Raw genomic sequence first — 26393 nt, forward strand, 5'->3', positions numbered from 1 at the left:
CAGCCGCGTGGACAAGGCTGTGCCGTTGTCCACCCTATCCCTCATCCACGCTCGGCTCATCAAGCGCCACCTGCGCTGAATCGCCGTAGCGCTTCTGGCAGCGCTCGCAGAAGAACGCCCGGCGCCGGCTGCGCCCCAGCTCTTTCACCTTCACCAGCGCAATCCGGCAGCGCACGCAGGTGTTCTTGCCGTGTGCCAGCCAGTTGGCCTTGAGCACGCCGGCCCGCTTCCACTCGAGAAACTGAAAGCTGTAGGTGCGTGCCTCGCGCACCAGCTCGCGTAGCTTGGCCGGCGGCAGTTCGCCGATCAGCGACAACGGGTGCACGCGGATGCGATAGAGCACCTCGTTCTTGATGATGTTGCCGGAGCCGGCGAACAGCGTCTGGTCCAGTAGCGCATCGCAGGCCAGTAGCCGCGGGTGCTCGCGCAAGCGTTTGAGCGTGACGCGCGGACTCCAGGTCTCGCTCATCACATCCATGCTCCAGTCGTAGGCCGCATCCAGCGGCCCCTCGATCAACTGCACCGAACAGGCATAGAAATTCAGCTCGCCGTCGGCGAAGCCGAGGCTCAGGCGCGGCGTGGAGTCCTTGCGCTCGTTGATGCGGTAGCTGCCGAACAGCAGCAGGTGGATGCGGACGGAGACGTCGTCCAGCTCGATCAGGAAATGCTTGCCCCAGCTATGGAAGCCACGCACCCCCTGACCGGCCAGCCGGGCCATGTCGATCTTGGCGCTGCCCTCGGCACGTTCGATGGTGCGCCCGGCGAATACCGCGACTTCTTCACGCAGGATGACGATGGAAGGACCTTCGGGCATGGCTGCACCAGGGGCTGGGCTGTCCATGTATGGACTGGAGCCCAACACAAAGGTGCCCAGCCCCCGCATGATCAGGCCGACAGATAGCCCCATATCCAAATGGTGCCGCCAAAGATGCCCCCCAGGTAGCCCAGAATCAGCACCATGTAACCCATCACATCGCGCAGCTTCAGCTTGGAAATGGCCAGGACCGGCAGAATCCAGAACGGCTGGATCATGTTCGTCCATTGGTCCCCCACCTGAACGCCCAGTGCCGTTGCCGCGAATGATGCGTTCAGTTCGCGCGCTGCCTCGATTACTACAGGCCCTTGCACTGCCCACTGCCCACCGCCCGATGGCGCGAGAATATTGATCAGACCACCGCTGACGAACGACCAGATTGGCAAGGTCTCGGCTGTGGATATACGCACGAACAATTCCGCAAACGAAACGACCAGCCCGGACCCCACGAGGATACCCATGATGCCGGCGTAAAACGGATATTGGATGATGATTCCGGAAACGATCTTGACTCCCTCGCCCAGCGCGGCGAGGTAGCGGGCAGGAGACGCGAATAACAGGATTCCGAGAAACAGGAAAATAAAATTGACCGTGTTCAGGTCCAGCGAACCGCCTTCGATAAAGTGCAAACCAACGTAGACCAACCCGAGCAGGCCGATGACGACACCGACTACCTTGCTGTGATTCATTCGGTCGGCCAGGGTCATGTCTTGCCTGCCATCCAGGCTCGGCTCGAACGGTACGGCAACAGTGGCCGGATCAATCTCGACGATATCCTTCGCGTTCTTCGGGTGCAGCCAGGCGTTGAACAGTGGCAGGGTCAGCACCACCAGCGCGGTGGCGATCAGCAGTGGCGCGCTGAATATGGTTTCCGACAAGGGCACCAGCCCCATCTGACCCTGAAGGAAATGCCCTTCCGTAGCGATGAGCAAGGGCACACTGCCGGACAATCCGATGCCGTAAACCGAGAAGCCGGAAAACGCTGCCGCGATGACCAGCGGGTAGTGCAGGCCCCGCACCTTGAGCGCTTCCTCGTCCATATGCAAGTGAACATCCCCCACGACCTCGATCCGGCCGATGCCGCCGCGCTTATCGCCAAGGAAAAGGCCTACTCGCAGGAGCTGCAACGCAACGGCACGTGGCGTCATCTGTGGCGCATGGTTGGCCAATACGCCAACTACAGCGTGTTCGATGTGGCCAGTAACGACGAGCTGCACCAGAAGCTCAGCGCTTTGCCGCTGTATCCCTACATGACGCTGGAGGTCACCCCGTTGGCTCAGCATCCGTCTGCACTGGCCCCAAACTGAGGTGGTCCATGCCCTACCTGATCGAAACTTTCGACAAACCTGGCCACCAACAGCTACGGCGCGAGACGCGCGATGAGCACCTGCGCTTTCTCGAGGCGAACAAGGCCTTGCTGCTCGCCTGCGGCGCCAAGCTCGCTGATGACGGCAGCGACTTGGGCGGCGGCCTGTATGTGGTCGACCTCGAAACACGCGACGAAGCCGAGCGCTTCATTGCAGACGATCCGTTCAGCCGCGTCGAGCTCTTCGAGCGAGTCACCATCACCCACTGGCGCAAGGCCTATCTCGCGGGCCGGTGCTTTCTCTGATTCACGACCGCCTGGGAGCAGTGCATGCGTAACCGACGCTGGAAGCATCGTCCGGAGGGTTCGAACTGGGGCGACTATGGCGAAGACGATCAGCTCGGCAGGCTGAACCTGATCACCGCGGAGAAAGTGCTGCAGGGCATCGCCGAAGTGCGCGACGGCAAGACCTTCTGCCTCAGCCTGCCGCTGGACCATCCGGGCGGCTGTGCCCTCAATCCCAATCGCCATCCACCTGTGCTTCGACCCACGTTGCGCCAAGGCGGCGTCAACTTCAATTTCCGCATGGGCAACCTGCAGCCAGGGCGGCCAGACGTCGTGTGCGACGACCTGGCGATACTGCATCTGCAGTACTCCACCCAGTGGGACAGCCTGGCGCATGTGGGCGCGCTATTCGACGTGGATGGCAACGGCGTGCCCAGGCCCGTCTATTACAACGGCTACGCCGCCGATGAGCATATCCACGGCCCGCAGCACCCGGACGATGCCGGCGTGCAGGCGCGCATGCGCTCGGAAAGCACGTCGCAGGCTGGCGCGCTGGGCATCGAGCGGATGGCTGAAACCGGCGTGCAGGGCCGCGCCGCACTGATCGACCTGCATGCCCACCTGGGGCCGGCACGGACACTGGTGGGTTATGACTCCTTGATGCGCGTACTTGAAGCCGACCGGGTCGAAATCGAACGCGGCGATATCGTCTGCCTCCATACCGGCTTTGCCGACGCGGTCCTCGCCATGGGCCGCCAGCCCGACGCAAAGACCCTTACCGAGCGCTGTGCGGTGCTCGACGGACGTGACGGAAAGCTGCTGCAGTGGATAACCGACAGCGAACTGGCGGCAATCGCGGCGGACAACTATGCGGTCGAGGCTTATCCGGCCGCAGGCGGCGACGCCTGTTGCGCCGCCTTGCCGCTGCACCAGCATTGCCTGTTCAAGCTCGGCGTTCACCTGGGTGAGCTCTGGCACCTCGGCCCGCTGGCGGCATATCTGCGTCGCCAGGCCCGCTACCGTTTCTTCCTCACCGCCCCGCCGCTTCGGCTGCCGGGCGCCGTTGGCTCACCCCTGACGCCTGTGGCGACTGTCTAATCCCTGCGAGATCGTTATGAGCCTACCTAGAGTCCTGATCACCGGTGGTGCCGCCGGCATTGGTGCCGCCACCGCCGAGCGCTGCCGCGAAGAGGGTTACGACCCCATTATCATCGACCGTGAAGGCAGCGGTATTCGCGCCGACCTGTCCGATCCGGAGGCCACGGCCGAGGCGCTACGCGAAGCCTTGGCGCGCGGCCCGATCACCCGCCTGGTGAACAATGTCGGCATGGTCTGCCCGGCGACCGCCGAAGCGCAGACGCTCGCCGAACTCGATCGGGTAATGGCGCTCAATCTGCGCTGCGCCATGCAGTGCATGCAGGCGCTGCTCCCCGGCATGAAGGCAGCCGGCTTCGGTCGCATCGTCAACATGGCCTCCCGGGCCGCCCTGGGCAAGGAGCTGCGCACCGCCTATGCAGCAAGCAAGGCAGCACTGGTCGGCATGACCCGCGTCTGGGCGCTGGAACTGGGCGCACACGGCATCACCGCCAACGCAGTCGGCCCCGGACCGATCCGCACGGAGCTGTTCGACCGGGCCAATCCCCCCGGCTCACCGCGCACGCAACAGATCATCGACTCGGTGCCGGTCAAGCGCGTTGGAACCGCCGGCGACGTCGCCCATGCCGTCGCCTACCTGCTCGACGAACGCAGCGGCTTCGTAACCGGCCAAACGCTCTACGTTTGTGGAGGCATGACGGTGGGCGTGGTGGATCTCTGAGCCTGCCCGCAGCCGGTGCTAGCCCCTCAAAACGCCGCCATGTTCAATCAAGCGCGCGCTGACGGCGACGAGCCACCATGGTCATGACTGCCGGCATTACCAATCCAGTTGCAGCGTACTCTCGAATTCGCGCGGCGCTCCGCTCAGCGGATCGCTGAAGCGCAAGCCACGCGCCAGCAGCTTCAGTGGCCGCGCGTAGTCGTCGGCCTCACGCTCGCTGCGCTCGAGCAGCTCGGGATAGAACGGGTCATTGCAGATACCGGCGCCGAGCGTGGCCATGTGCAGGCGCAGCTGGTGCTTTTTGCCGCTGATGGGGGAGAGCCCGTAGCGCCAGAGGTCGCCGCGCCGTTCGAGCACCTCAATCAGCGTTTCGCTGTTCGGCTCGCCCTCGCCCTCACGCATCAGGAAGAAGGGGTCGCCCGGCACCATGCACAGGCGTCGGCGCAGGGGAAATTCAAGATGCGGCAGCGCCGGGCAGATTGCCTCGTAGCGCTTGCTGATCTCCCGCTCGCGGAACAGCGCCTGGTAGGCACCACGGCTCTCCCGGTTGGCCGAGAACAGCACCAGACCGGCGGTGAGCCGATCGATACGATGAATCGGCACCAGATCGGCGTTACCCAGCCGTTTGCTGAGCCGCGCCAGCAGGGTTTCGTTGACGTATTCGCCGGCCGGCATCACCGAGAGAAAGTGCGGTTTGTCGGCTACCACCAGATGCTCGTCGACATGCAGGATGCGTTCTTCGAACGGCACCGGGGTCTCATTCGGCACTTCGCGAAAGTAATGAATGCGCATGCCGACCCGATAGGTCTGCGCGGCATCGATCGGCTGCATCTGCGCATCAAGCACGCGGCCGCGGGCGATGCGATCGAGCCAGGTAGCGCGACTGATCGCAGGGAAGTGCGCGCACAGGCAGTCGAGCACCGTAGGCCAATCGCCTGGCGGCAGATGCAGGGTGCTGGGGCGGGAACTGGAAGCGGACATGAATGCAGCTACACGGTAGCGACGAGGGAGGTGGATGATACCTGCTCTGTCAGTAGCTGCCTCCCGTTGCGGGAGAGCGGTGGCAAGTGGCTGCTGAGCGCAGCGCCGCCAGGGGGCAGGCGATGCGCTCAGCGAAGACGCCAGGCGAGAGGAACGCGCAGGCTCAGTCTTCCTTGTCCTTGGTCACTTCGCCGGTACGGCCATCGATCTTGAACTCGTACTTCTTGCCGTCCTGCTTCATGCCCTCGCCTTCCCAGCCATCATCATCGGCCTCGATGCCGTGCAGTTCGGTGTAGCCGGCGGCCTTGGCCTTCTCTACGGCCTGTTCGAGGCTGATCCAGTCGGCGCCGGGCTTGTCGGCGGCGAAGGCAGCACCAGAACCGAGGATGGCAACGGCGAGTGCGGCGGTCAGTGTCTTGTTGTACATCTCGTTATTCCTTCTGCGAACGGGATCAGATCGGGCCATACGGTTGGCCCTTGCCTGAATTACGAGCGCGGCGGCGGCCGCTAAGTTCAACCACCGCGCCGCCAGCCGCCGGACGTTCCCTGGCCCGATGTCGATTTCGCCCGGCGCCAATCGACTCTGTCACAGGACCATTGCCGCGCGGCGGTGGCTCCGCGCCCGCTTCCAATCCGCGCCCCCGGAGGTCTACATGGCAACGCACAAGGTCGTATCCGATCAGGACTGGCTGGCCGCCCACAGCGCCCATCTGCAGGAAGAGAAACAGCTCACCCGCCAGCGCGATGCGCTCAGCGAAAAGCGTCGGCAACTGCCCTGGCGACGCCTTGCGCAGGACTATCGCTTTCACGATGCCAGCGGCGCGGTTCGCCTGAGCGAGCTGTTCGAAGGGCGCAGCCAGCTGGTGATCAAGCACTTCATGTTCGGCCCGGACTGGACCGAGGGTTGCGTCGGCTGTTCGTTCGAGGCCGATCATATCGGCGGTGCGCTACTGCACCTGCTGCAGCATGACGTCAGCTTCGCCGCCATTTCCCGCGCGCCGTTCGAGCGGCTGGATGCGTTCCGCCAGCGCATGGGCTGGCAGTTCCGCTGGCTGTCGTCGGCCGGCAGCACGTTCAACCGCGACTTCCACGTGTCCTTCGATGCCGAGGACATCGTCGAGGGCAAGGTCTTCTACAACTACGCCTGGCAACCCTTCGTCTGCGAGGAGCTGTCGGGCTTCAGTGTTTTTTACCGCGACCCGCAGGACGACATCTTCCACACCTTCTCGGCCTATGGTCGCGGCGCGGAAGAACTGCTCGGCACCTATGTACTGCTGGACATGACGCCCAACGGTCGCAACGAAACGGGCCCGCGGCACAACCTCACCGACTGGGTACGCCTGCACGACCGTTACGACAGCGATGATCGCGTTGCCCCGAGCGGACGCTCAGAGCCCGCCGGCTGCTGCCACGAGCAGGCGCGACGCTGAGGCTACTGCCGTCGAATGAAGACGATCTGCGGGTCCATTTCGCCGTTGCTGAAGCGGAACTCCACCGCATCGCCCACGGCCAGCCCGCCGAGCTGTGCGGCGTCCGCCTTGAACGGCATCACCATCGCCGGCCACTTCAATTCCGGCACCGGCCCGTGGGCGATGGTGACGCTGCCCTGCCGGGCATCGATGGCGCGGATCACGCCTTCGGCCTGGTAAGCGGGCTCGGCCTCCAGGCTGTTGCCAGCGGCCACATCATCGACCGGTGGCGGTGTGGTGGAGGGCTTCAGCAGATCCTCGGCAGAGGCCTGGCCACTCAGCCCGAGGGTCGCAAGCAGTACGAGAAACACGGTTTTCATGACGACTCACCCCGATCGATCGGTCGTGCTGACCTGCAGCAAGCGTAGTCCCCATGGCGCGGTTCGCCCTCGCCCGAACGGTGCATTCGCAGCCGCCTGGCGACGTTCAGTTTCGTTTAAGCAAGCCCCCGTAACCTGTGAATCGTCGAAACCAACCACAGGAATCAAAACCATGAAAACACTGACTACGCTGTTCACCGCTGCCACCCTCGCCCTCGGTGCCAACCTGGCTATGGCCAAGGACATCGGTCCCGACGAAGCATTGAAGCTGCGCGATGCCGGCACCATCCAGTCGTTCGAGAAGCTCAACGAAGCGGCACTGGCCAAGCACCCCGGCGCTACCGTCGAGGAGACCGAGCTGGAAGAAGAGTACGGCCGCTACGTCTATCAGCTTGAACTGCGCGACGACAAAGGTGTGCAATGGGACGTCGAGCTCGACGCCAAGACCGGCGAAGTGCTGAAGGACCATCAGGACGACTGAGGCCATCCATGCGTGCCCCCCTTTTCGTAACCGTTCCACTGACCCTGCTGCTCGCTGCCACTCCGGCGGCGAGCCGCGACCTGGACCAGGATGAGGCCCTGCGGCTGCGCCGCGAGGGTCTGATCATGCCGCTGGAAGCTCTGCTCCAGCGCGCCATGGAGCGCTATCCGGGGGCCAGCCTGCTGGAAGCGGAGCTGGAGGAGGAAGATGGCATCTACGTTTACGAGATCGAATTGCTCACCACCGACGGCGTTGCCCGCGAGCTCGAACTGGATGCCCGCGACGGGCGCCTGCTCAAGGATGAAGAAGACTGATGCGCCTGCTACTGGTCGAAGACAACGTTCCGCTGGCCGATGAACTGGTCGCCAGCCTCAGCCGCAACGGTTATGCCATCGACTGGCTGGCCGATGGCCGCGACGCCGGATACCAGGGCGCCAGCGAGCCCTATGACCTGATCATTCTCGACCTCGGCTTGCCTGGCAAACCGGGGCTGGAGGTGCTGCGCGACTGGCGTGCCGGCGGCCTCACCACACCGGTGCTGATCCTTACCGCGCGCGGCTCCTGGGCCGAGCGCATCGACGGTCTCAAGGCCGGCGCCGACGACTACCTGACCAAGCCCTTTCATCCCGAAGAACTGCTGCTGCGCATCCAGGCGCTGCTGCGCCGTGCCCACGGCCTGGCCAACCAGCCCATGTTGCAGGCCGGCGGCCTGGAGCTGGACGAGTCGCGCCAGTGCTGCCGCAAGGACGGCCAGGACATCGAACTCACCGCCGGTGAATTCCGCCTGCTGCGCTATTTCATGCTGCATCCGGGGCAGCTGCTGTCGAAAACCCAGCTGACCGAACACCTGTACGACGGTGAAACCGAGCGCGATTCAAACGTCATCGAGGTGCATATCAACCGGCTGCGCGGCAAGCTCGGCCGCGAGCTGATCGAAACGCGCCGCGGCCAGGGCTATCGCTTCGGCGGCCAGCCGTGAAGTCCATCCAGCGCAGCCTCAGCCTGGCGCTGATCGCCACCCTGCTACTGGTCGCGCTGGTGCTGGTGCAGACCAGCCTGTGGCTCTTCGAGTCAGGCCTCAGGCGCAGTCTGGAAACCGATCTGCGCGAGGAAACCGAGGGCCTGCTGATTGCCCTCGTGAAGGGGCCGAACGGCGATCAGCTGGACGTGCAGCGCCTCAACCCGCGCTATCAACGGCCGTTCTCCGGCCACTATTTCAAGATCGAACTGCCCGAGCGCACCTGGCGCTCCCGCTCGCTGTGGGACGCCTCGCCAGAATGGCCGGAACGCGCCGGCCTGGCGGACGAACTGCTCGACGGCCCGCAGGAACAGCGACTGCTGGGTTATCGCGCCGAGTACCGCCGCGACGGCCAGCCGATCATCATCAGCGTGGCGCAGGACTACACGCCGGTCCTCGAAAGTTTTGCCCGCGTGCGGCTGAGCGGCCTCGGCCTGGTCGGTTTCGCCCTGTTCGCCCTGCTGCTGTTGCAGCGCTACGCCATGGGGCTGGCACTGCGCCCACTGGAGCGCGCGCGGCAGCAGATCGCCCAGCTGCAGCAGGGCCAGCGCCAGCAGCTGGACCAGCAGGCGCCCGTCGAGCTGCAACCGCTGGTCGAGCAGATCAACCACCTGCTCAGCCACACCGAGGACACCTTGCAGCGCTCGCGACACGCCCTGGGCAACCTCGGTCACGCGCTGAAGACGCCACTGGCAGTGCTCGGCAGCCTGGTGCAACGCGAAGAACTCACCGCCCACCCCGAACTGCAGGCCAGCCTGCAGGAGCAGCTGGAGCAGATCCAGCAACGGGTCAGCCGCGAACTGGGCCGGGCGCGGCTATCGGTGGACGTGCTGCCCGGTGCGCATTTCGACTGCGACGCGGAACTGCCGGCACTGCTCGATACGCTGGCGATGATCCACCGCAGCGGCCTCGACCTGCGCTGGCAGGCGCCCGCCGGCTGCCGCCTGCCGCGTGATCGCGAGGACATGCTCGAGCTGCTGGGCAATCTGCTGGATAACGCCTGCAAGTGGGCCCGTAGCCGCGTCGAGCTGAGCATCGAGCGCAACGGCGATGGCTTCGTCCTGCTGGTGGACGACGACGGACCGGGGATTCCGGCGGCACAGCGCGAGCAGGTCATCAACCGTGGCGTACGGCTGGACGAGTCGGCGGAAGGTCACGGTCTGGGGCTGGGAATCGTCAGCGATATCCTGACGGCCTGGCGTGGCGAGTGGAGTCTTGAAGAAAGCCCGCTGGGCGGTTTGCGGGTGCGCATCGCACTGCCGGCGACGCGCTGAGCATCATTGCGGACGAGCCAGTTCGTTACGCATGTCTTCGAGTATGGTTTCGACCAGCAGGGTGTTCTGCACCTGGTGCCCGGCCATGATGCGCGTGGCGTGGGTGCCATTGATCGGGTAGCCGACATGCACCAGCAGGCGACCGTCCGCTTGCGGCTCGACGCGCGTGCGGTACTGCGAGGTGAAGGTTTCGGCCAGGTAGCGGGAAAGAGTCTTCATGAAGCATCTCTAGCAATGAGCCTGAGACAAAGACCCTGTTCGTCGCTCGGAGATTCATGCCGTCCATCGGGAATCCACTGATCTTCATAGAACTGTAACGCTCATCACCCCTTCCGATTGCCGCTGCCATAGGCCAGCCAGGCCAGAAACAGCATCACAACGAACGCCATGCAGGACATCACCAACGCATTGATCATCAGGCTCATGTCAGGGTCTCCTCATCCACCGGATCGAGTTGAAACATACCCCGAATATATGTAGCGTTGCGCGACACGTCGACCTGCTCGACATAGGCATGTAAATCTTTGGAACAGGTGCAGAGGCGATGAAACGCAAGCAATCGATCAGTCAGATTCGCTGGGACCTGGCGCTGCGCTACCGGCTGATCGAGACCATCGCCTGGTGGGAAGGCCGCCTGACCACGGGCCACCTGATGCAGAGTTTCGGCATCAGCCGCCAGCAGGCATCGAAAGACATCAACACCTACCTGAACGAACATGCGCCCAAAAACCTGACATATGACCGCCATCTGAAGGGCTACAAGCCGACCAAAGGCTTCCAGCCGCTGTTCATCGACGGCAGCGCCAGCGCCTATCTGCATTTGCTCGACCAGAACCGTGTCCGCGCCCCGCATATCGAGGGCCTGGCGCTGGCCTACGCGCATACCGAAGTGCTGCAGGTGCCGGACCGCAGTATCCGACCCGAGGTGCTGCGGCCGATCCTGCAGGCCTGTCGCGAGGGGCTGCGGCTGGAGAGCGAGTATGTCTCGCTGGCCAATCCCGAGGTGGAAATCCGTGTGATGGCGCCGCACACGCTGGTGTTCACCGGCATGCGCTGGCATGTGCGCGCCTACTGCGAGAAGAACCGCGAATACCGCGATTTCGTGCTCAGCCGCTTCCGTGGCGAGCCGGACCTGATGGACACCAGTGAACACACCCGCGAACAGGACGAGGCATGGAACACGCCGGTGACCGTGCTGATCGAGCCGGACGCGCGATTGAGCCCTGCGCAGAAGGCGATCATCGAGGTGGACTTCGGCATGGTCGAGGGCCAACTGCCGGTGGAGACCCGTGGCGCACTGGTGCAGTACGTGCTGCAGCGCTTCGGCATCGATCCGAATACCGTTCAGGCCAATGCGGCGGCGCAGCAGCTGCAGGTGGGGAATCTGCAGGCGTTGAAGGGGTGGTTGTACTCGTGAGGGCTTGTGGGCCCGGTCTTGGCCGCGAAGGGCGTCGGCACGGAATTCAGTATGTGAGCGCCGCGCTTTCCTGGGCCTGGAATCCGGGTTGCGCCTCTCACGGCGCGTCACTTTTTCTTGTCTGGCCAAGAAAAAGTAACCAAAAAGAAGGCCACCCCGGCATCCGGCCCTTCGCTGCGCGAAGGGTACCCTCACTCCATCGCCATTCCAGGGGCACGCTGCGGAGGGCCATCCATGGCCCTGCGCAGCTCTCGCGGCATCCATGCCGCTCAACCCCTTCCACAGCGACTACGTTCGGCCTCCTGACGGGGACTTGGGTCCGAGTCGCCTGTGAGTTTCCGAGAGATAGTAGAGGCGAAAGTCTGTGCCGTTTATCGCGTGCAGAACCAATGATGGTCCCTACGCCCTGTGTATTGCCACGCGGATCAACCAAGCAGAGTGTAGATGTGGCCAATTACAACGCCCCCCGCCCATTGCCATTTGCACAAGCTTTCAGGCAACACCAAACGCCCCTTTCAGGAGGCCGAATGGAATCCGCCTGGAGGGGAGTGAGCGGCATGGATGCCGCGAGAGGCGTAAAGGGCCATGGATGGCCCTTGTACGCCGGCCCCCGGAACGTGGATGAAATGAGGGAAGTCTCGCGCAGCGAGACCCGGATGCAGGGGCAAGCGTTTTTGCTTACTTTTTTCGCGACTGAAAAAAGTGAGTCGCCCAGCAGGGCGAAACCGGCGCCTCATACCGGCACGAAGAGCGGCAGCCACCTAAAAACTCAAAAACCAACCAGCTTCGCGGTCAAGACTGCTCCCACAAGCCTTACATCCGACGCAACCACCCGTCACACATTCCAAGCCAGCGCTTTGCCGCTGCGTCCGCACACAATGAGCCTGAGCCCATGCGCCTGATCCACACCTCCGACTGGCACCTCGGCCAGACCCTCCACGGCCAGGACCGCGACTACGAACACGCACAATTCCTCGCCTGGCTGCTCGACCAGCTGGTCGCCCACCGCGCCGACGCCCTGCTGATCGCCGGCGACGTGTTCGACACGGTCAATCCGCCACTCAAGGCCCAGGAGCGCCTCTACGACTTCATCGTCCGCGCCCACGAAAAGCTCCCGCAGCTGGACATCGTGATGATCGCCGGCAACCACGATTCGGGCGGGCGCATCGAGCTGCCAGCACCGCTAATGAGGCGCCTCAACGCCCATGCCGTGGGACGCATCAGCTGGGTCGCCGAGGGCCAGCTGGATCACCAGCGTCTGCTCGTACCGCTGCATAACGCCAATGGCAACACCGCCGCCTGGTGTCTCACCCTGCCCTTCCTGCGTCCGGCCGAAGTCACCGGAATGACGCTGGGCGACGACTACATGGCCGGCATCCGTCAGGTCCACGAGCGGCTGATCGCTGCCGCCGAATCCGCACGCCAGCCCGGCCAGGCGCTGGTCGCCATGAGCCACGCACACATGGCCGGCGGCGCGGTGTCGGAGGAGTCCGAGCGCAATATCGTTATCGGCAGCGCCGAAGCGCTGCCGGCCAGTCTGTTCCCCGAGTCCGTCGCCTACGTCGCCCTCGGCCATCTGCACAAGCCGCAGCAGGTCGCCGGGCAGGCGCGCATCCGCTACAGCGGCTCGCCGCTGCCGCTGTCGTTCGCCGAGGTCAACTACCCGCATCAGGTGCTGCTGGTCGAACTCGACGGCGAGCAGCTGGCGCAGGTCGAAAGCCTGCCGGTGCCGCGCGCGGTGGAGATGATCCGCATCGGCCGCGCGCCCCTGGCCGAAATCATTACCGCGCTGGAAGCGCTGCCGCCCACCGGTCTGTTCGACGACAACCTGCCCTGGCTGGAGGTACGCGTGCTGCTCGACGAGCCGCTGCCGGACCTGCGCCAGCGCATCGAAACCGCGATAACCGGCAAGGCCTGCCGACTGGTGCGCATCGCCAGTGAATACGCCGGCAAGCGCGGCGAGACGGAATCGGAAGTGCTGCTCGGCCTCGACCAGATCACCCCGCAGGAGCTGTTCGCCCGCGCCTGGGAAGAACAGTACGGCAACCCGGCGGACGAGCAGGCGCTGGACGATTTCGCCACTTTGCTGCAACGAGTCGAGTTCGCCCATGAGGAGATTGAGCGATGAAAATCCTCGCCATCCGTCTGAAGAACCTGGCCTCCTTGGCCGGCGAACAGATCATCGATTTCACCGCCGAACCCCTGGCCAGCGCTGGCCTGTTCGCCATCACCGGGCCTACAGGTGCGGGCAAGAGCACCATCCTCGACGCCCTGTGCCTGGCGCTATTTGGCAGCACGCCGCGGCTCGACAGCGTTTCGCCGCTGAACAAGGTCCCCGACGTGGAGGCCGAAATCGGCGGCGGCGATGAGCGCAACCTGCTGCGCCGAGGCTGTGGCGCAGGTTACGCCGAGGTGGATTTCGTCGGCGTCGACGGCCACCGCTACCGCGCGCGCTGGGAGGTCAGGCGTGCCAAAGAGAAGATCGACGGCAAACTGCAGGCCAGCAGCCAGAGCCTCACCGATCTCGACAGCGGCACGCTCCTGGCCAGCGGTAAAAAGCGCGAGTTCAAGGAACTGCTGGAAGCGCGCCTGGGGCTGACCCTGGCCCAGTTCACCCGCGCCGTGCTGCTGGCGCAGAGCGAGTTTTCCGCCTTCCTCAAGGCCGACGACAACGAGCGTGGCACCCTGCTGGAAAAGCTCACCGATACCGGCCTCTACAGTCGCCTCGGCCAGGCCTCGTTCGAGGCCGCCAAGCAGGCGAAGGAGAGCCTGACTCGCTTGGAACAGCAGGCCGGCGGCCTGCAACCAATGGAGCCCGAGCAGCGTGAAGTACTGGAGCGCGAACATCAGGCCCAGCTCGAAGAATTGAGAAAGCTGCAACAGCAGCTCAAGGAGCTGGAAGCCCAGCGGCAATGGCTCAGCGAACTGCAGCGCCTGGAAAACGAGCGCGAAGCAGCGCGCCAGCAGCTGCAGGACGCCGAAGACGAGCGCGAGAGCCTGACCGAGGCCCGCCGTATTCTCGACCTGTTCGAACGGCTCGCACCGCAGCGCCACCGCTTTCTGCGCCAGCAGGAACTCGAACCGCTGCTGGGCAAGGCCGCCGACAGCCTCGCTCGCCTGCAGCACGAGGCACAAAGCCTGCAGCAACGTCTCGACACCTTGCAGAGCGAGTGCGAAGCGGCCGGCAACGACCTGCGTGCGGCCGAACAGGCGCGCCAGGACGCCGAGCCGCGGCTCGTCCAGGCGCGCCGTGAAGAAGAACGCCTACAGCATCTGAACGCCGACCTCGCCTCGATCCGCGAAGAAAGCGTCCAGGCCGATGCTGCGGCGAGCACCGGCGAGGCAACGCTCAAGCAGCTCGCCGAGCAGCAACAGCGCGCCGCCGAACAGCTAGCAGCGCTGACGCAGCAACTCGAGACGAGCGCAGCGCTGCAACCGCTCTGTGCAGCCTGGGGCGGTTACCGTCCGCGTCTGCAACAGGCCGTCCAGCTGGCGGCACGGCTGCAGCAAGGTCAAGGCGAACTCCCGGCACTGGAAGCGCAGGCCAAGGCTGCCGAAACCCGGCAAAGCCAGGCGCGCGAGGCGCTGGACAATCTGCAACGCGAGCGCGACAGCGAACTAGGGCTGGCCGAACAGCTGGCCGGTCTGCATCGACAGCTCGACGAATGGCGCCAGGCCGAGCGCGAAACCGAGGCCCTGCGCGAACTCTGGGCGCAGCAGCTCACGCTCACCGCCAGCCAGCGCGAACTGAGCGACGCCCACATCCGCCAGCAGGCCGAGCTGGACAGCCTGGTACCGCAGGGCAAACAGCTTCGCAGTGACCGTGATGCTGCCGAGCAGGCGCTCAAGGTCACCCTCGCCCTGCTCGAACGCCAACGCCTGGCACGCAGCGAGAATGTCGAAGCGCTGCGTGCGGCGCTCGTCCCCGGCGAGCCCTGCCCGGTCTGCGGCAGCGACGAGCATCCCTGGCAGCAGACCGATGCGCTGGTCGCCAGCCTCGACCGACACGACGACAGCGAGGCCGAGCGCGCTCGCCAGTCGCTGCAGGAACAGGACCAGCGTCTGCAGGAACTGCGCGATCGCCATGTTGCGCTCAGCACGCAGTTGCGCCAGACGCAACAACGCCAGGGCGAAGTCGAGGCGCAGCTGCAGGCCCTGGCACCGCGCCTGCTCGCCCTGCCCGCACACTCGCGATTGCTTGAGCAGCCGGAAGCCGAGCGTTCGCAATGGCTGGAAGCGCAGCTGACGACACTCAAAGACCAGATCGCCAACACCAGCCAGCGTCAGCAGCAGTTACTCGCCCTGCAACAGCGCAGCGAAACCCTGCAGCAGGCCTGGCAGGCCGCGCGCGAAGCCTGTGTCGAGACGACCCAGCAACTCGCCCGCCAGCGCGATGCCCTGGCCCACGACAGCCAACAGCTTGATGAGGAACTGCAGGCGTTTGCCGAGCTGTTGCCCGCCGACCAGCTGCAACGCTGGCGCGAAAACCCCGCGCAGACCTTTATGCAGCTGGACGCCAGCATCGCCACGCGGCTGCAACAGCTGCAACAGCAGAGCGAGCTGGCCGAGGAGCTGCGCCAGTGCGAGCAGCGCCGCAGCGACGAGCAGCTGCAGCAGCGCCATCGCCAGGAGAAACAGGCAGGCTGCAGCGTACGACTGAGCGAGCGCGAGAAACTGCTGCTGGCCTGCCAGCAGGCGCTGCGTACCAGCCTTGGCGAACAGACCAGCGCCAGCGCCTGGCAACAGCAGCTGGACGCGACCATCCAGGCTGCGCGGCAAACCCAGGCCGAGATTGATCGGCAGCTCAACGAGAGCAAGATTGGCCTGACGCGGCTGCACAGCGAGCAGCAGAACTGTCGCCAGCGCCAAGCCGAACTGGAACAGGAACGCGACGCGCTGAATGCGGAACTGGCCACCTGGCGCACCAGCCACCCGCAGCTGGACGACACCACCCTCGCCCAGCTGCTGCACATGGATGACCAGCTGATTGCCGAGGCGCGCCAGCGCCTGCAACAGAACGCCGAAACCCTGACCCGCTGTCGCGAGCGTCTGGACGGCTGCCTCAGTCGCCTGAACACGCACAAACTGCAGCAGGCCGAAACGCCGGACATCGAACGGCTGCAGCAGCGCCATGCCGAGCAACTGCAGCAATGCGAGCAGGCCGACCAGCACTGCGCGGAAACCCGCGCCCAGCTGATCGACGACGACAAGCGCCGCAGCCAGAGCCAGGCGTTGCTCGCGCAGATCGACGCCGCACGGGCCGAGCATCAGCGCTGGGGGCGCATCGCCGCCTTGATCGGCTCCAGCGACGGCGGCGCCTTCCGCAAGATCGCCCAGGCCTACAACCTCGACCTGCTGGTGCAGCACGCCAATGTGCAGCTGCGCCAACTGGCCCGGCGCTATCGGCTCAAGCGCGGCGGCAGCCCGCTGGGGTTGTTGGTGATGGATACCGAAATGGGTGACGAGCTGCGCTCGGTGCATTCGCTGTCCGGCGGCGAGACCTTCCTCGTTTCGCTGGCCCTGGCGCTGGGCCTGGCCTCGATGGCCTCGAGCAAGCTCAGGATCGAGTCGCTGTTTATCGACGAAGGCTTCGGCAGCCTCGACCCCGAGTCGCTGCAGATCGCCATGGACGCGCTGGATTCGCTGCAGGCCCAGGGCCGCAAGGTGGCGGTGATCTCCCATGTGGCGGAAATGCACGAGCGCATTCCAGTGCAGATCCAGGTGCGCCGGCAGGGCAATGGGCAGAGTGATCTACAGATTGTCGGGGGGCTTTCATAAAGCTCGGCGCTGTCGCGCAGACATGCCGCCGTCGCTTGGCGACGGTCGGCACGACCTCGGCGGCTTCGAGCCCAATGTAGGCGCCCGCAAGTCAGCGCCGATCGCTGAACATTGCGCACCATCGCGGCTGGATGTTTTTCGAGCAACGCTCGAGCGGCCCTGGGGCGCGGCTTTGCTTGGAAACCACTGTCCTTGCGGCCATTCGTCCGCTTGTGTTTCCCCAGCACCAGCCGTAAGGTTCGCGCGTTTTCTTATCCGCCCAGGTGTGCACGACCGCAAGGTCCGCATTAAACGGGAAGCCGGTGCGCTCGATGAGCAAGGCCGGCGCTGCCCCCGCAACGGTAATCGACCGCGATCCTCAGGGATCGCCGTCCGCTCCACAGCCACTGTGTTCCGACATGGGAAGGTGAGCGTGATGCGTGTCGAAAGCCCGGAGACCGGCCTGACGGATTCGACTGGTGTTGCGGAGGGCAGCACCGTCAAGCGCTGCTGCCCGTCATCCCCCGCGCTTGTTCCTGCCCTCCTCAAAAGTCTGCGATCTTTTGAGGAATTCCAAGAATGAAACTGTCCCGACTTGCCCTGGCCGTGGCGCTGCTGCCTGGCGTGCAGGTGTTTGCTGCTGAGCAGGAGCTGCCAAGCATGCTCATTACCTCCGCCCGCCAGGCTGAACCCCGCGCCCAGGCGACGGCAGCCAATACCGTATTCACTCGCGCGGATATCGAACGGCTACAAGCCCGCAGCGTGCCCGAGCTGCTGCGGCGTGTGCCAGGCGTACAGGTGAGCAGCCCTGGCGGTGTGGCGTCGCTGTCGCTGCGCGGCACCGGCACCGCGCAAACACTGGTGCTGGTCGACGGCCAACGCATTGCCTCGGCCACCAGCGGTTTCGCCCGCCTCGACTACCTGGCTATCGACAACATCGAGCGTGTCGAAGTGATCCGTGGCCCGCGCTCCTCGCTTTACGGTGCAGATGCCATTGGTGGCGTCATCCAGATCTTTACCCGTGGCGGCAAAACCGGAATAAACCCGGAAGTCCGCTTGGCCGCCGGCAGCGACCAGACCTTCCAGCGCAGCCTGAGCCTCGCAGCCGGAACGGAGCAGACCCGCGTCCATCTTGGCGCCAGCCTCGACGAGCGCGACGGCTTCGATATCACCCGCGACAACCGCGGCGCCGATCGGGACAACGATGGCCAGCGCAACAAGGCGCTGCACCTGAAGCTGGATCACCAGTTCGATGCAAACTGGAAAGCGGGCTTGAGTCTCAACGACCAGCGCGGCAAGAACGAGTATGACGACGCCAATGATTTCGAACCCGGAACGCCGCAGGACGAGTTTCGGGTCAGCAGTTACAGCGGCTACCTGGACGGTCAGTTGACCGACATGTGGAATAGCCGTCTGGAACTGGGTCGCAGCTTCGATCGTAATCACGCCGTCGGCGCCGGCAGCGCTTGGAACAACACCCTGTTGGAAACCACGCGTCATTCGGCGGCCTGGATAAATCGGCTGCAATTGAGCGAGCGCCACCAACTGAGCGTCGGCGGCGACTGGTATGAAGACCAACTCGATTCCGCGACGATTTTTCAGGAAGACAGCCGCGACAATTCGGCTTTCTTTGCCCAGCACAGCTTTCAAGGCGAGCGCTTTGGCACCGAGCTCGGGCTACGCCACGATGACAACCAGCAGTTCGGCAGCCACAACAGCTGGAATGCCGCTGTCAGCCTGCCAGTGGGTGAGTCGCAGCGCTGGATTCTGAGCTATGGCGAAGGCTTCCGCGCTCCAACATTCTCCGATCTTTACGGACCGCCGTTATGGGGACCGAATCCGGACCTCAAGCCGGAGACCTCGAAGACCTATGAGTTACAATGGCGCGCCGAATTCGACGAGACCCAGCTGGAAGCCGCGCTTTATCGTACCGATGTCGAAGACATGATCGCCTGGGGTGGAACCCGGATGGAAAACGTCAGCCAGGCACGGATCAACGGTTTCGAAGCCAGTGCGGCGCGCGAACTGCTGGGGTGGCAAGCGAGCCTCGGCGTGAGCATTATTGATCCGCGCGATCGGGACAGCGGACGGGTACTACAACGTCGCGCCAAGCGCTCGCTGAGCCTGGACGTGGATCGCCAACTCGGTGCATTCGGCGTCGGCGCGTCCTGGCAGGCCTTCAGCCAGCGCTTCGATGACAGCGCGTTCAATGCAAACTACGAGTCTGAGCGCACCACAATCCCTGGGTATGCCGTGCTGAACCTTCGCACGAGCTGGCAGGCGACACCCGAGCTTCGCTGGGAAGCCAAATTGGACAACGTGCTGGACAAGGACTATCACCTGGCGCTGTACCAGCGCGAATTCGCCAACATGGACAGCGCCTACGGATACAAGGAGCAGGGCCGCACCGCACTGTTCGCCGTTACCTGGACTCCCTCGCTTTAATCACGTTTACCAGCGCGCCCGCTCAGGGCGCTGCCGCCATTACCTCGCAGAGCTTCCGGATCGCCCCCAGCATCTGGAAGCTCGGCCGCTCCAGCCCCTTGTCGGGCACTTCAAGCAGTCGACCGCTGCGCACGGCACTGAGCTGCGGCCAGGCCTGCCACTCATCCAACTGCGCACCGCTACCGGCCAGAATGACTTCAGGATCGCGGGCGAGCACGGCTTCGATGCTGACCTGGGGCGCCGCCAGGGTCAGATCGGCGAAAACGTTTTGCCCACCACACACCTCGATCGCTTCGCTGATGATCTGCTGGCCGCCTAGGGTATACAGCGGGCGATTCCAGATCTGATAGAACACCCGCAGCGGCTCAGCGCGCGTGTATTTGCTGCGTAATTCGGCGAGGCCTGCACGAAAGCGCCCGGCCAGTCGTTCGCCTTGTTCGGCGCGCCCGACGGCATTACCCACTACAACGAACTGCTCGGCCAGCCCTTCGAGACGGGTCTGCTCGACAACCAAAACGGGAATACCGAACTGCTGCAACTGCTCACGCTGACTGCGCGGCACACTGTCCGGCCAGAGCAGCACGAGATCAGGGCGCAAGCTGAGCAGGGTTTCCATCTCCACCTGGCCATAGCGTCCAACCGAAGGCACCGACTGCAGCGCCGCTGGGCGCTCGCCACCATCCAGGACGCCAACCAGCCGGTCGGCAGCATCGAGTTCGAGCATGATCTCGCTAAGCGATGGCGCCAGGCTCACTACTCGCTCGGCAGCCAACGCAGGCAATGACGCCAGGGAAACCAGCGCGGCAAGCAGCAGACGCCGCATCAATGCAATTGCCGCGGAATGCGGTAGAGCACCAGCAACACCAGGCTACCGAACACCAGCAGCAGGCGGGCAACCGGCTCCATGCCGAACAGCGCACCCGTAGCACCGAACCAGGCCGGTAATGAGGCGATCAGTAGGTCGTGACGGCGCACGCGACGCAGATCGTTCCAGGCGTCGTCCTCCGCCGGCCCGTTCAGCGCCTGTTCGGTGGCGATCAGTGCATGTTTGAAGCGGGTGAAGGCCCGCAGGCTGAAGAACAGCGACACGAGGCCTGCAGCGAAGAGTGGCAGCCCCCAGTCGGCAAACACCACCGATGTGCGCCCAAGCACCAGCACCGGCAGCACCATCAACAGCGTATGCAGCCAGCCGTCACGTGCGAGCTGGCGAAGGGCGGCGGCGCGCGTCACGACTGCTCGGCTTCGCCTTGGTGAATCTCGCCGAGCATGTGGCCGAGCTTGCCGGCCTTGGTGGCGAGGTAGTTGCGGTTGTACGGGTTATGCGCGATCTGCAATGGCTTGCGTTCGGCGACGCGAATGCCGAAGCCCTGCAGCGCCTTGACCTTGCGTGGGTTGTTGGTCATCAGCTTGATCTCGGCGATGCCCAGGTGCTCGAGCATCGGCAGGCAGATGCCGTAGTCGCGCATGTCCGGGGCGAACCCCAGACGCTCGTTGGCTTCGACGGTGTCGGCGCCGGCGTCCTGCAGTTCGTAAGCGCGAATCTTGTTCAGCAGGCCGATACCACGGCCTTCCTGGCGCAGATAGAGCAGCACGCCGCGGCCCTCGTCGGCAATCGCGCGCAGTGCCGCTTCGAGCTGGAAGCCGCAGTCACAGCGCAGGCTGAACAACGCATCGCCGGTCAGGCACTCGGAGTGCAGACGACCCAGCACCGGCTTACCGTCGGCCACGTCGCCGAGCGTCAGCGCGACATGTTCCTTGCCAGTGTCCTGGTCGAGAAAACCATGCATGGTGAACACACCGAACGGCGTCGGCAGTTGGGAAGCGGCGACGAACACGACAGACACGGGCGGAAATCCCAGGAGGCAGAAAAGCGAATATTGTAACACCAACAAAAGGCGAGTCAGGCCGGAGAGTTTGCCGACGAAAGCGCCAATCGTGCCACCCAGAGAGCGGATGCGCAGGTGCTAGGAGGTCTTCGACTCCAGCACGAGCATACCCTGCTCCTCGCGCCAGCTGACGCGACCGAGGAAGCTCATGCCAAGCAGGGCCTCAGTGGGCGAGCCACCTTCGACGACAACCGCCTCCACCCCAATAACCTCGATTGCCCCAACTTTGACGCTGTTGAGGTGCACCCGCCAGGCCTTCGCCGTGCCGCTGGCGGTGTTCACCACCATCGGCCGTCCGTTGACCCGATAGTCGATACCCAAGCGGCGGGCCTGATGCTCGTTGATCGCCACCGAGGTAGCGCCGGTATCGACGAGAAACTGGATCGGCTGGCCATTGATAGTGCCGGCGATCCAGTAATGGCCGCCGGTGCCCTTGGCTACGCTCAGTTGGGTCTTGCTTGGTGTGGCGTAGGCGCCGCTGTATTCGCGGCTCAGGTTGTAGTGACGTTCGACGCCATCGACCCGCAGCACCGCGCCGCTGGCATCGGCACTGACTACCTGAACGCCGCCTGGGCCAGTCTGCCCGACCTTGACCAGCTTGCGCTGGCCGTCGACATTGACCACCGCCGCTCCCGGAAACAGCCCGACCACCTGCACCATGGATGCGGCCTGCGCCAGAGCGGGCGACAGCAGAAGGCTGGCCAACAGAATGTGGATGCTACGCATGGCAATTTCCCTCGAAACCAGGCCCGGGCCGGACGCCGATCATCCTTCAATGGCCAGCCGCCTGCAGCGACCGGACGCACAATCAAACCAATAGCGCCACCAGCCCCTGCATGACCGCCCAGGCCGCGACGCCTGCAAGGATGTCATCGAGCATGATCCCGAAACCGCCGTGGATATGCCGATCGACCCAGCTGATCGGCCAGGGCTTGGCGATGTCCATTACGCGGAAGATGACAAAACCGAGCAGCATCCAATACCAGCCTTCCGGCACCAGCCAGAAGGTGATCCAGATGCCGACGAACTCATCCCAGACGATGCCTTCGTGGTCATGCACACCGAGTTCGCGCGCCACCTTACCGCACAGCCAGACGCCGAACAGCATGGTCAGGCCGAGCATCAGCAGATAACCCCAGCCTGGCAGCAGTTGCCACAGCGGCACGAACGGCAGTGCTACCAGCGAACCCCAGGTTCCCGGTGCCTTGGGCATCAGCCCGGAGCCGAAGCCGAACGCCAGGTTGTGCCAGGGGTTGGACCAGACCAGGTTTTGCGGCTTGGCCGCGACCGGCGAGGAGTCAGTCAAAACAGCGTTCCTTATCGGATCGGAGGCAAGCGGCTGCTCCGCAGCGGCGCTTACGCATTGAAATGGTTGTAGCCACGTTCGGACACGGGCAGTTCGTTGCCCGCCGCATCGATCAGCTGCACACCCTCACCTGCCAACACCCGGCCGATGACATGCACAGGCCAACCGGAATCGAGCAACGCAGATAGCTCAGCGGGCGGCAGGGTGAACGCCAGCAGGTAGTCGTCGCCACCGGCCAGCGCACAGCGCAACGCTTCCGCCTCACCAGCAAAACGCCGCAAAGGTTCGGATAGCGGCAGGCGATCACACTCGATCTGCAGCGCGACGCCCGAAGCCTTGGCGATATGCCCGCAATCGGCCAGCAGACCGTCGGAGATATCCAGCGCCGACGTGGCCTTGCCTCGTAGCACCTCGCCCAGGGCCAGCTGCGGTTGCGGCGACCAGTAACGCGCCAGCAGGTGTTCGGCGACATCCGCATCGGCTTCGGCCTGCCGCAACACCAGCGGCAACGCGCCGGCCGCCTCGCCCAACGCGCCGCCAACGCAGAGCAGATCGCCGACCTGCGCGCCGGACCGAACCAGCGCCTGCCCTGCCGGGACGCGACCGAACACCGTGACGGTCAGGCTCAGCGGGCCTCGGGTGGTGTCGCCGCCAATCAGACGCAGGCTGCAGTCGAGCGCCATGGCGTCCAGACCACGGGCAAGCTCCGCCAGCCAGAGTGGATCTCCAGCAGGCAGAGTCAGGGCAAGGGTGAAGCCGATGGGCGTGGCGCCCATGGCGGCAAGGTCACTGGCGGCCACGGCCAACGCGCGCTGGCCGAGCAGGAAGGGATCGCAGGAGTCAGGGAAATGCACCCCGGCGACCAGGGTATCGGTGGAAACCGCCAGCTGTTCGCCGGCCGGGAGCTGTAGCAGGGCACAGTCATCGCCAATGCCGAGAACGACTTCGCCGCCGGCCCTGGCACAAGCGGCGGCGGCGAAGTAGTGACGAATCAGCTCGAACTCACCCAGCAAGGCGAGCCGCCCTCAGCGCTTGTGGTTGCGCACTTCGGCGCTGCGCAGCGTGGGGGCCAGCTTGTCCAGCACGCCGTTGACGAACTTGTGTCCGTCGGTGGCGCCATAGACCTTGGCCAGCTCGATGCCTTCGTTGATGACCACGCGGTAAGGCACGTCGATGCGCTGCATCAGCTCATAGGTGGACAGCCGCAGAATTGCCAGCTCAACCGGATCGAGCTCGTCCAGCGGACGGTCGAGATTCGGCGCGATGGCACCGTCGACTTCGCTCTTGCTGCGTGCGACACCGGTCAGCAACTCATGAAAGTAGCTGCCGTCAACGCCGGAGAAATCGTTGTCGACGCGAAACTGCGCCTCGATTTCGTTGAGGCTCTGACCGGCCATGTGCCACTGGTACAGCGCCTGCATCGCCAGACTGCGGGCAACCCGACGCGTGGCGATCTTGCCCTTGGCCTTAGGTTGCGGAGCGTCCTGGCTGTCGTCGTGATTCAGGCTCACTTCGCCTCCAGCTGCGACAGCAGGCTCACCATTTCCAGTGCGGAGAGTGCGGCTTCGGCGCCCTTGTTGCCGGCCTTGGTGCCGGAGCGTTCGATGGCCTGTTCGATGGAATCGACGGTCAGCACGCCAAAGGCGACCGGCACACCGAACTCCATGGAGACCTGGGCCAGGCCCTTGGTGCACTCACCGGCAACGTATTCGAAGTGCGGCGTACCGCCACGAATGACCGCGCCGAGGGCGACGATGGCGTCGTATTCACCCTGCTGGGCGACCTTCTGCGCGACCAGCGGAATCTCGAAGGCACCCGGTGCGCGGATGATGGTGATGTCGTTCTCGCTGACGCCGTGGCGAACCAGCGCGTCGACCGCGCCGCTGACCAGGCTCTCGACGACGAAGCTGTTGAAGCGGCCTACGACCAGGGCGTATTTGCCCTGCGGGGCGATGAAGGTTCCTTCGATGGTCTTCAGGGGCATGGGTGCTTTCTCATCTCTTTAAAGAACGAAGGCGCCGCGGACTGCGCGGCGCCTCTGATTATTCGGCCGGGAGGTATTCTACAACTTCCAGATCAAAGCCGGATATCGCGTTGAACTTCATTGGCGCGCTCATCAGGCGCATCTTGCGAACGCCCAAGTCACGCAGGATCTGCGAACCGGCGCCGACGGTGCTGTAGGTAGCCGGGGTCGGCGGCTGCTGACGGGTCAGCTGCGCCAGCAGCTGCGGGCCGGTCAGCGGGTTGCCGAGCAGCAGCACGACGCCCTTGCCGGCCTTGGCAACCTCGCTCATCGCCGCGCGCAGGCTCCAGCGGCCCGGCACGGTGACCAGCAACAGATCACGCAGCGGCTCCATGTTGTGCACGCGGACCAGCGTCGGCTCCTCCGGGGAGATTTCGCCGCGGGTCAGCGCCATGTGCACGGTGTCCTCGACGCCGTCGCGGTAGGTGACCAGGTTGAACTGGCCCAGCTCGGTTTCCAGCGGCTGTTCGGAAACCCGCTCGACGGTACGCTCGTGGATCATGCGGTAGTGGATCAGGTCGGCGATGGTACCGATCTTCAAACCGTGCTGCTCGGCGAAGGCTTCCAGCTCAGGACGGCGCGCCATGGTGCCGTCGTCATTCATGATCTCGCAGATCACCCCGCTCGGCTCGAAACCACCCATGCGCGCCAGGTCGCAGGCCGCTTCGGTATGGCCGGCACGCGCCAGCACGCCGCCGGGCTGGGCCATCAACGGGAAGATATGACCGGGGCTGACGATGTCCTCGGCCACGGCATTGCGCGCCACAGCAGCCTGCACGGTACGCGCACGGTCGGCAGCGGAGATGCCGGTGGTCACCCCTTCGGCGGCCTCGATGGAGACGGTGAACTTGGTGCCGAAGCCCGAGCCGTTGCGCGGCGCCATCAGCGGCAGCTTGAGCAGTTCGCAGCGCTCGCGGGTCATCGGCATGCAGATCAGGCCGCGGGCGAAGCGCGCCATGAAGTTGATGTGCTCGGCGGTGACGCATTCGGAAGCGACGATGATGTCGCCCTCGTTCTCGCGATCCTCGTCATCCATGAGGATGACCATCTTGCCGGCGCGGATGTCTTCGATCAGTTCTTCAGCGGTATTGAGCGCCATGGGGCGTCTCCTCAATTCTTCAGGTAGCCGTGCTCGGCGAGAAAACCTTCGGTGAGCCCCGAGGCCTTGGGTTCGGCGGCCTTGTCGCCCATCATCAGGCGCTCCAGGTAACGCGCCAGCAGGTCGACTTCCAGGTTCACCTGCCGCCCGGGGCGGTAGTCGGCCATGATGGTTTCGCCGAGGGTGTGCGGCACGATGGTCAGCTCGAATTCGGCGCCATTGACCGCGTTGACCGTGAGGCTGGTGCCGTCGACGGTGATTGAGCCCTTCAGCGCGATGTACTTGGCCAGCTCGCGCGGGGCACGGATGCGGAACTGCACGGCGCGGGCGTTATCTTCCCGAGAGACGACCTCGCCAACGCCATCGACGTGGCCGCTGACCAGATGGCCGCCGAGGCGGCTGGTAGGGGTCAGGGCCTTTTCCAGGTTGACCCGGCTGCCGGCCTTGAGGTCGATGAAGGCGGTGCGTGCGAGGGTTTCGCGACTGACGTCGGCCCAGAAGCCGTTGCCCGGCAGCTCGACCGCCGTCAGGCAGACGCCGTTGACCGCGATGCTGTCGCCCAGCTTTACGTCGCCCAGATCCAGCTTGCCGGTTTCGACCAGCACGCGGACGTCGCCGCCCTTGGGCGTGAGCGCACGAATGGTGCCGATGGCTTCGATTATTCCGGTGAACATGTGGCCTCCCGTGGAAGGCGGG

29 protein-coding genes and 1 riboswitch are annotated in these 26393 nt (G+C 64.6%); of the genes, 13 read left to right on the forward strand and 16 right to left on the reverse strand.

Annotated elements, in window-relative coordinates; genetic code table 11:
• Window positions 1-34 precede the first annotated feature (34 nt).
• Both CW305_RS11585 and CW305_RS11590 read right to left on the reverse strand, forming a co-directional pair.
• The gene (locus CW305_RS11585) at window positions 35-814 is read right to left on the reverse strand and encodes a DNA-formamidopyrimidine glycosylase family protein (protein ID WP_104097981.1); all 780 of its coding nucleotides are present in this window, start codon (window positions 812-814) and stop codon (window positions 35-37) included.
• A gap of 71 nt (window positions 815-885) precedes the next feature.
• A complete protein-coding gene (locus tag CW305_RS11590) occupies window positions 886-1854 on the reverse strand; it encodes a TIGR00366 family protein (RefSeq protein WP_245890999.1) in 969 nt (322 codons plus the stop codon).
• Between CW305_RS11590 and catC the strand changes: the two genes are divergently transcribed.
• From catC to CW305_RS11610, 4 genes are read left to right on the forward strand one after another with little or no spacing between them, the layout of a single operon-like run.
• Entirely contained in the window at window positions 1855-2121 is a 267-nt protein-coding gene (catC, locus tag CW305_RS11595; RefSeq protein ID WP_104097982.1) for a muconolactone Delta-isomerase, read from the forward strand.
• 8 nt (window positions 2122-2129) lie between these two features.
• Window positions 2130-2426, forward strand: a complete 297-nt coding sequence (locus CW305_RS11600; RefSeq protein ID WP_014821549.1) for a YciI family protein — start codon at window positions 2130-2132, stop codon at window positions 2424-2426.
• A 24-nt stretch (window positions 2427-2450) separates the two neighbouring features.
• Window positions 2451-3503, forward strand: coding sequence for a cyclase family protein (locus CW305_RS11605; protein WP_014821550.1), 1053 nt, complete (start codon window positions 2451-2453; stop codon window positions 3501-3503).
• Between the two features lie 16 nt (window positions 3504-3519).
• Complete coding sequence (locus tag CW305_RS11610) at window positions 3520-4221, forward strand: SDR family oxidoreductase (protein WP_014821551.1); 702 nt, start codon at window positions 3520-3522, stop codon at window positions 4219-4221.
• 96 nt (window positions 4222-4317) lie between these two features.
• On the opposite strand, the gene CW305_RS11615 is transcribed toward CW305_RS11610, so the two are convergent.
• Together CW305_RS11615 and CW305_RS11620 are read right to left on the reverse strand one after the other, a co-directional pair.
• Window positions 4318-5202: an RluA family pseudouridine synthase gene (locus tag CW305_RS11615; protein WP_104097983.1), complete on the reverse strand. Its 885-nt coding sequence runs from the start codon at window positions 5200-5202 to the stop codon at window positions 4318-4320.
• 163 nt (window positions 5203-5365) lie between these two features.
• On the reverse strand, window positions 5366-5629 hold the full coding sequence (locus tag CW305_RS11620) for a PepSY domain-containing protein (protein WP_023444659.1): 264 nt from the start codon (window positions 5627-5629) through the stop codon (window positions 5366-5368).
• A gap of 226 nt (window positions 5630-5855) precedes the next feature.
• Here CW305_RS11620 and CW305_RS11625 point away from each other — a divergent pair, with 226 nt between their 5' ends.
• Entirely contained in the window at window positions 5856-6632 is a 777-nt protein-coding gene (locus CW305_RS11625; RefSeq protein WP_104097984.1) for a DUF899 domain-containing protein, read from the forward strand.
• Window positions 6633-6634: 2 nt separating this feature from the next.
• On the opposite strand, the gene CW305_RS11630 is transcribed toward CW305_RS11625, so the two are convergent.
• Window positions 6635-6991: a copper-binding protein gene (locus CW305_RS11630; RefSeq protein WP_041014967.1), complete on the reverse strand. Its 357-nt coding sequence runs from the start codon at window positions 6989-6991 to the stop codon at window positions 6635-6637.
• Window positions 6992-7163: 172 nt separating this feature from the next.
• On the opposite strand from CW305_RS11630, the gene CW305_RS11635 reads away from it, so the two are divergent.
• From CW305_RS11635 to CW305_RS11650, 4 genes are read left to right on the forward strand one after another with little or no spacing between them, the layout of a single operon-like run.
• Window positions 7164-7472: a PepSY domain-containing protein gene (locus CW305_RS11635; protein WP_003301967.1), complete on the forward strand. Its 309-nt coding sequence runs from the start codon at window positions 7164-7166 to the stop codon at window positions 7470-7472.
• An 8-nt stretch (window positions 7473-7480) separates the two neighbouring features.
• On the forward strand, window positions 7481-7786 hold the full coding sequence (locus CW305_RS11640; protein WP_003301964.1) for a PepSY domain-containing protein: 306 nt from the start codon (window positions 7481-7483) through the stop codon (window positions 7784-7786).
• Window positions 7786-8451: a response regulator transcription factor gene (locus CW305_RS11645; protein WP_014821557.1), complete on the forward strand. Its 666-nt coding sequence runs from the start codon at window positions 7786-7788 to the stop codon at window positions 8449-8451. Before CW305_RS11640 ends, CW305_RS11645 begins: the two co-directional genes overlap by 1 nt.
• Window positions 8448-9764 (forward strand): sensor histidine kinase, encoded by a 1317-nt coding sequence (locus tag CW305_RS11650; RefSeq protein ID WP_104097985.1) that lies wholly within the window; start codon window positions 8448-8450, stop codon window positions 9762-9764. The genes CW305_RS11645 and CW305_RS11650 overlap by 4 nt, the downstream gene beginning before the upstream one ends.
• A gap of 3 nt (window positions 9765-9767) precedes the next feature.
• Here the strand turns inward: CW305_RS11650 and CW305_RS11655 are convergent, their stop codons facing one another.
• Window positions 9768-9983: a hypothetical protein gene (locus CW305_RS11655; RefSeq protein WP_003281738.1), complete on the reverse strand. Its 216-nt coding sequence runs from the start codon at window positions 9981-9983 to the stop codon at window positions 9768-9770.
• A 325-nt stretch (window positions 9984-10308) separates the two neighbouring features.
• Between CW305_RS11655 and CW305_RS11660 the strand changes: the two genes are divergently transcribed.
• From CW305_RS11660 to CW305_RS11680, 4 genes are all read left to right on the forward strand, one after another.
• Window positions 10309-11181: a helix-turn-helix transcriptional regulator gene (locus tag CW305_RS11660; RefSeq protein ID WP_104097986.1), complete on the forward strand. Its 873-nt coding sequence runs from the start codon at window positions 10309-10311 to the stop codon at window positions 11179-11181.
• Between the two features lie 892 nt (window positions 11182-12073).
• Window positions 12074-13309 (forward strand): exonuclease SbcCD subunit D C-terminal domain-containing protein, encoded by a 1236-nt coding sequence (locus CW305_RS11670; RefSeq protein ID WP_104097988.1) that lies wholly within the window; start codon window positions 12074-12076, stop codon window positions 13307-13309.
• Complete coding sequence (locus tag CW305_RS11675; RefSeq protein WP_104097989.1) at window positions 13306-16959, forward strand: SbcC/MukB-like Walker B domain-containing protein; 3654 nt, start codon at window positions 13306-13308, stop codon at window positions 16957-16959. The genes CW305_RS11670 and CW305_RS11675 overlap by 4 nt, the downstream gene beginning before the upstream one ends.
• A gap of 243 nt (window positions 16960-17202) precedes the next feature.
• Window positions 17203-17419, forward strand: a riboswitch (cobalamin riboswitch).
• Between the two features lie 98 nt (window positions 17420-17517).
• Window positions 17518-19383 carry a TonB-dependent receptor domain-containing protein gene (locus CW305_RS11680; RefSeq protein WP_104097990.1) on the forward strand — a complete coding sequence of 622 codons (1866 nt, stop codon included), beginning with the start codon at window positions 17518-17520 and terminating at the stop codon, window positions 19381-19383.
• 22 nt (window positions 19384-19405) lie between these two features.
• On the opposite strand, the gene CW305_RS11685 is transcribed toward CW305_RS11680, so the two are convergent.
• The 10 genes from CW305_RS11685 to CW305_RS11730 all read right to left on the reverse strand — a co-directional run bounded on the left by CW305_RS11685 (window position 19406) and on the right by CW305_RS11730 (window position 26371).
• Window positions 19406-20206 (reverse strand): cobalamin-binding protein, encoded by an 801-nt coding sequence (locus tag CW305_RS11685; protein ID WP_014821563.1) that lies wholly within the window; start codon window positions 20204-20206, stop codon window positions 19406-19408.
• Complete coding sequence (locus CW305_RS11690; protein WP_014821564.1) at window positions 20206-20613, reverse strand: hypothetical protein; 408 nt, start codon at window positions 20611-20613, stop codon at window positions 20206-20208. Before CW305_RS11690 ends, CW305_RS11685 begins: the two co-directional genes overlap by 1 nt.
• On the reverse strand, window positions 20610-21227 hold the full coding sequence (ribA, locus tag CW305_RS11695; protein WP_041014975.1) for a GTP cyclohydrolase II: 618 nt from the start codon (window positions 21225-21227) through the stop codon (window positions 20610-20612). The genes CW305_RS11690 and ribA overlap by 4 nt, the downstream gene beginning before the upstream one ends.
• Window positions 21228-21347: 120 nt before the next feature.
• Window positions 21348-21995 (reverse strand): retropepsin-like aspartic protease family protein, encoded by a 648-nt coding sequence (locus tag CW305_RS11700; RefSeq protein WP_104097991.1) that lies wholly within the window; start codon window positions 21993-21995, stop codon window positions 21348-21350.
• Between the two features lie 82 nt (window positions 21996-22077).
• The gene (locus CW305_RS11705) at window positions 22078-22575 is read right to left on the reverse strand and encodes a phosphatidylglycerophosphatase A family protein (protein ID WP_104097992.1); all 498 of its coding nucleotides are present in this window, start codon (window positions 22573-22575) and stop codon (window positions 22078-22080) included.
• Window positions 22576-22625: 50 nt separating this feature from the next.
• Window positions 22626-23588 (reverse strand): thiamine-phosphate kinase, encoded by a 963-nt coding sequence (gene thiL, locus CW305_RS11710; protein WP_003281757.1) that lies wholly within the window; start codon window positions 23586-23588, stop codon window positions 22626-22628.
• Between the two features lie 12 nt (window positions 23589-23600).
• Window positions 23601-24086 (reverse strand): transcription antitermination factor NusB, encoded by a 486-nt coding sequence (gene nusB / locus CW305_RS11715; protein ID WP_003281759.1) that lies wholly within the window; start codon window positions 24084-24086, stop codon window positions 23601-23603.
• Entirely contained in the window at window positions 24083-24559 is a 477-nt protein-coding gene (ribH, locus tag CW305_RS11720) for a 6,7-dimethyl-8-ribityllumazine synthase (protein WP_003289143.1), read from the reverse strand. Before ribH ends, nusB begins: the two co-directional genes overlap by 4 nt.
• A gap of 58 nt (window positions 24560-24617) precedes the next feature.
• Entirely contained in the window at window positions 24618-25697 is a 1080-nt protein-coding gene (ribBA, locus tag CW305_RS11725; protein WP_003281762.1) for a bifunctional 3,4-dihydroxy-2-butanone-4-phosphate synthase/GTP cyclohydrolase II, read from the reverse strand.
• A gap of 11 nt (window positions 25698-25708) precedes the next feature.
• Complete coding sequence (locus tag CW305_RS11730; RefSeq protein ID WP_003281763.1) at window positions 25709-26371, reverse strand: riboflavin synthase; 663 nt, start codon at window positions 26369-26371, stop codon at window positions 25709-25711.
• Window positions 26372-26393: the final 22 nt, after the last annotated feature.

The sequence above is a fragment of the Stutzerimonas kunmingensis genome, from assembly GCF_002929225.1.
Lineage (GTDB): Bacteria > Pseudomonadota > Gammaproteobacteria > Pseudomonadales > Pseudomonadaceae > Stutzerimonas.

Bases quoted from the DNA above. Each gene is read 5' to 3' on its own strand.
- CW305_RS11585 (WP_104097981.1), bottom strand. From the start codon at position 814: ATGCCCGAAGGTCCTTCCATCGTCATCCTGCGTGAAGAAGTCGCGGTA.
- CW305_RS11590 (WP_245890999.1), bottom strand. From the start codon at position 1,854: ATGGACGAGGAAGCGCTCAAGGTGCGGGGCCTGCACTACCCGCTGGTC.
- catC (WP_104097982.1), top strand. From the start codon at position 1,855: ATGCAAGTGAACATCCCCCACGACCTCGATCCGGCCGATGCCGCCGCG.
- CW305_RS11600 (WP_014821549.1), top strand. From the start codon at position 2,130: ATGCCCTACCTGATCGAAACTTTCGACAAACCTGGCCACCAACAGCTA.
- CW305_RS11605 (WP_014821550.1), top strand. From the start codon at position 2,451: ATGCGTAACCGACGCTGGAAGCATCGTCCGGAGGGTTCGAACTGGGGC.
- CW305_RS11610 (WP_014821551.1), top strand. From the start codon at position 3,520: ATGAGCCTACCTAGAGTCCTGATCACCGGTGGTGCCGCCGGCATTGGT.
- CW305_RS11615 (WP_104097983.1), bottom strand. From the start codon at position 5,202: ATGTCCGCTTCCAGTTCCCGCCCCAGCACCCTGCATCTGCCGCCAGGC.
- CW305_RS11620 (WP_023444659.1), bottom strand. From the start codon at position 5,629: ATGTACAACAAGACACTGACCGCCGCACTCGCCGTTGCCATCCTCGGT.
- CW305_RS11625 (WP_104097984.1), top strand. From the start codon at position 5,856: ATGGCAACGCACAAGGTCGTATCCGATCAGGACTGGCTGGCCGCCCAC.
- CW305_RS11630 (WP_041014967.1), bottom strand. From the start codon at position 6,991: ATGAAAACCGTGTTTCTCGTACTGCTTGCGACCCTCGGGCTGAGTGGC.
- CW305_RS11635 (WP_003301967.1), top strand. From the start codon at position 7,164: ATGAAAACACTGACTACGCTGTTCACCGCTGCCACCCTCGCCCTCGGT.
- CW305_RS11640 (WP_003301964.1), top strand. From the start codon at position 7,481: ATGCGTGCCCCCCTTTTCGTAACCGTTCCACTGACCCTGCTGCTCGCT.
- CW305_RS11645 (WP_014821557.1), top strand. From the start codon at position 7,786: ATGCGCCTGCTACTGGTCGAAGACAACGTTCCGCTGGCCGATGAACTG.
- CW305_RS11655 (WP_003281738.1), bottom strand. From the start codon at position 9,983: ATGAAGACTCTTTCCCGCTACCTGGCCGAAACCTTCACCTCGCAGTAC.
- CW305_RS11660 (WP_104097986.1), top strand. From the start codon at position 10,309: ATGAAACGCAAGCAATCGATCAGTCAGATTCGCTGGGACCTGGCGCTG.
- CW305_RS11670 (WP_104097988.1), top strand. From the start codon at position 12,074: ATGCGCCTGATCCACACCTCCGACTGGCACCTCGGCCAGACCCTCCAC.
- CW305_RS11675 (WP_104097989.1), top strand. From the start codon at position 13,306: ATGAAAATCCTCGCCATCCGTCTGAAGAACCTGGCCTCCTTGGCCGGC.
- CW305_RS11680 (WP_104097990.1), top strand. From the start codon at position 17,518: ATGAAACTGTCCCGACTTGCCCTGGCCGTGGCGCTGCTGCCTGGCGTG.
- CW305_RS11685 (WP_014821563.1), bottom strand. From the start codon at position 20,206: ATGCGGCGTCTGCTGCTTGCCGCGCTGGTTTCCCTGGCGTCATTGCCT.
- CW305_RS11700 (WP_104097991.1), bottom strand. From the start codon at position 21,995: ATGCGTAGCATCCACATTCTGTTGGCCAGCCTTCTGCTGTCGCCCGCT.
- ribH (WP_003289143.1), bottom strand. From the start codon at position 24,559: ATGCCCCTGAAGACCATCGAAGGAACCTTCATCGCCCCGCAGGGCAAA.
- ribBA (WP_003281762.1), bottom strand. From the start codon at position 25,697: ATGGCGCTCAATACCGCTGAAGAACTGATCGAAGACATCCGCGCCGGC.
- CW305_RS11730 (WP_003281763.1), bottom strand. From the start codon at position 26,371: ATGTTCACCGGAATAATCGAAGCCATCGGCACCATTCGTGCGCTCACG.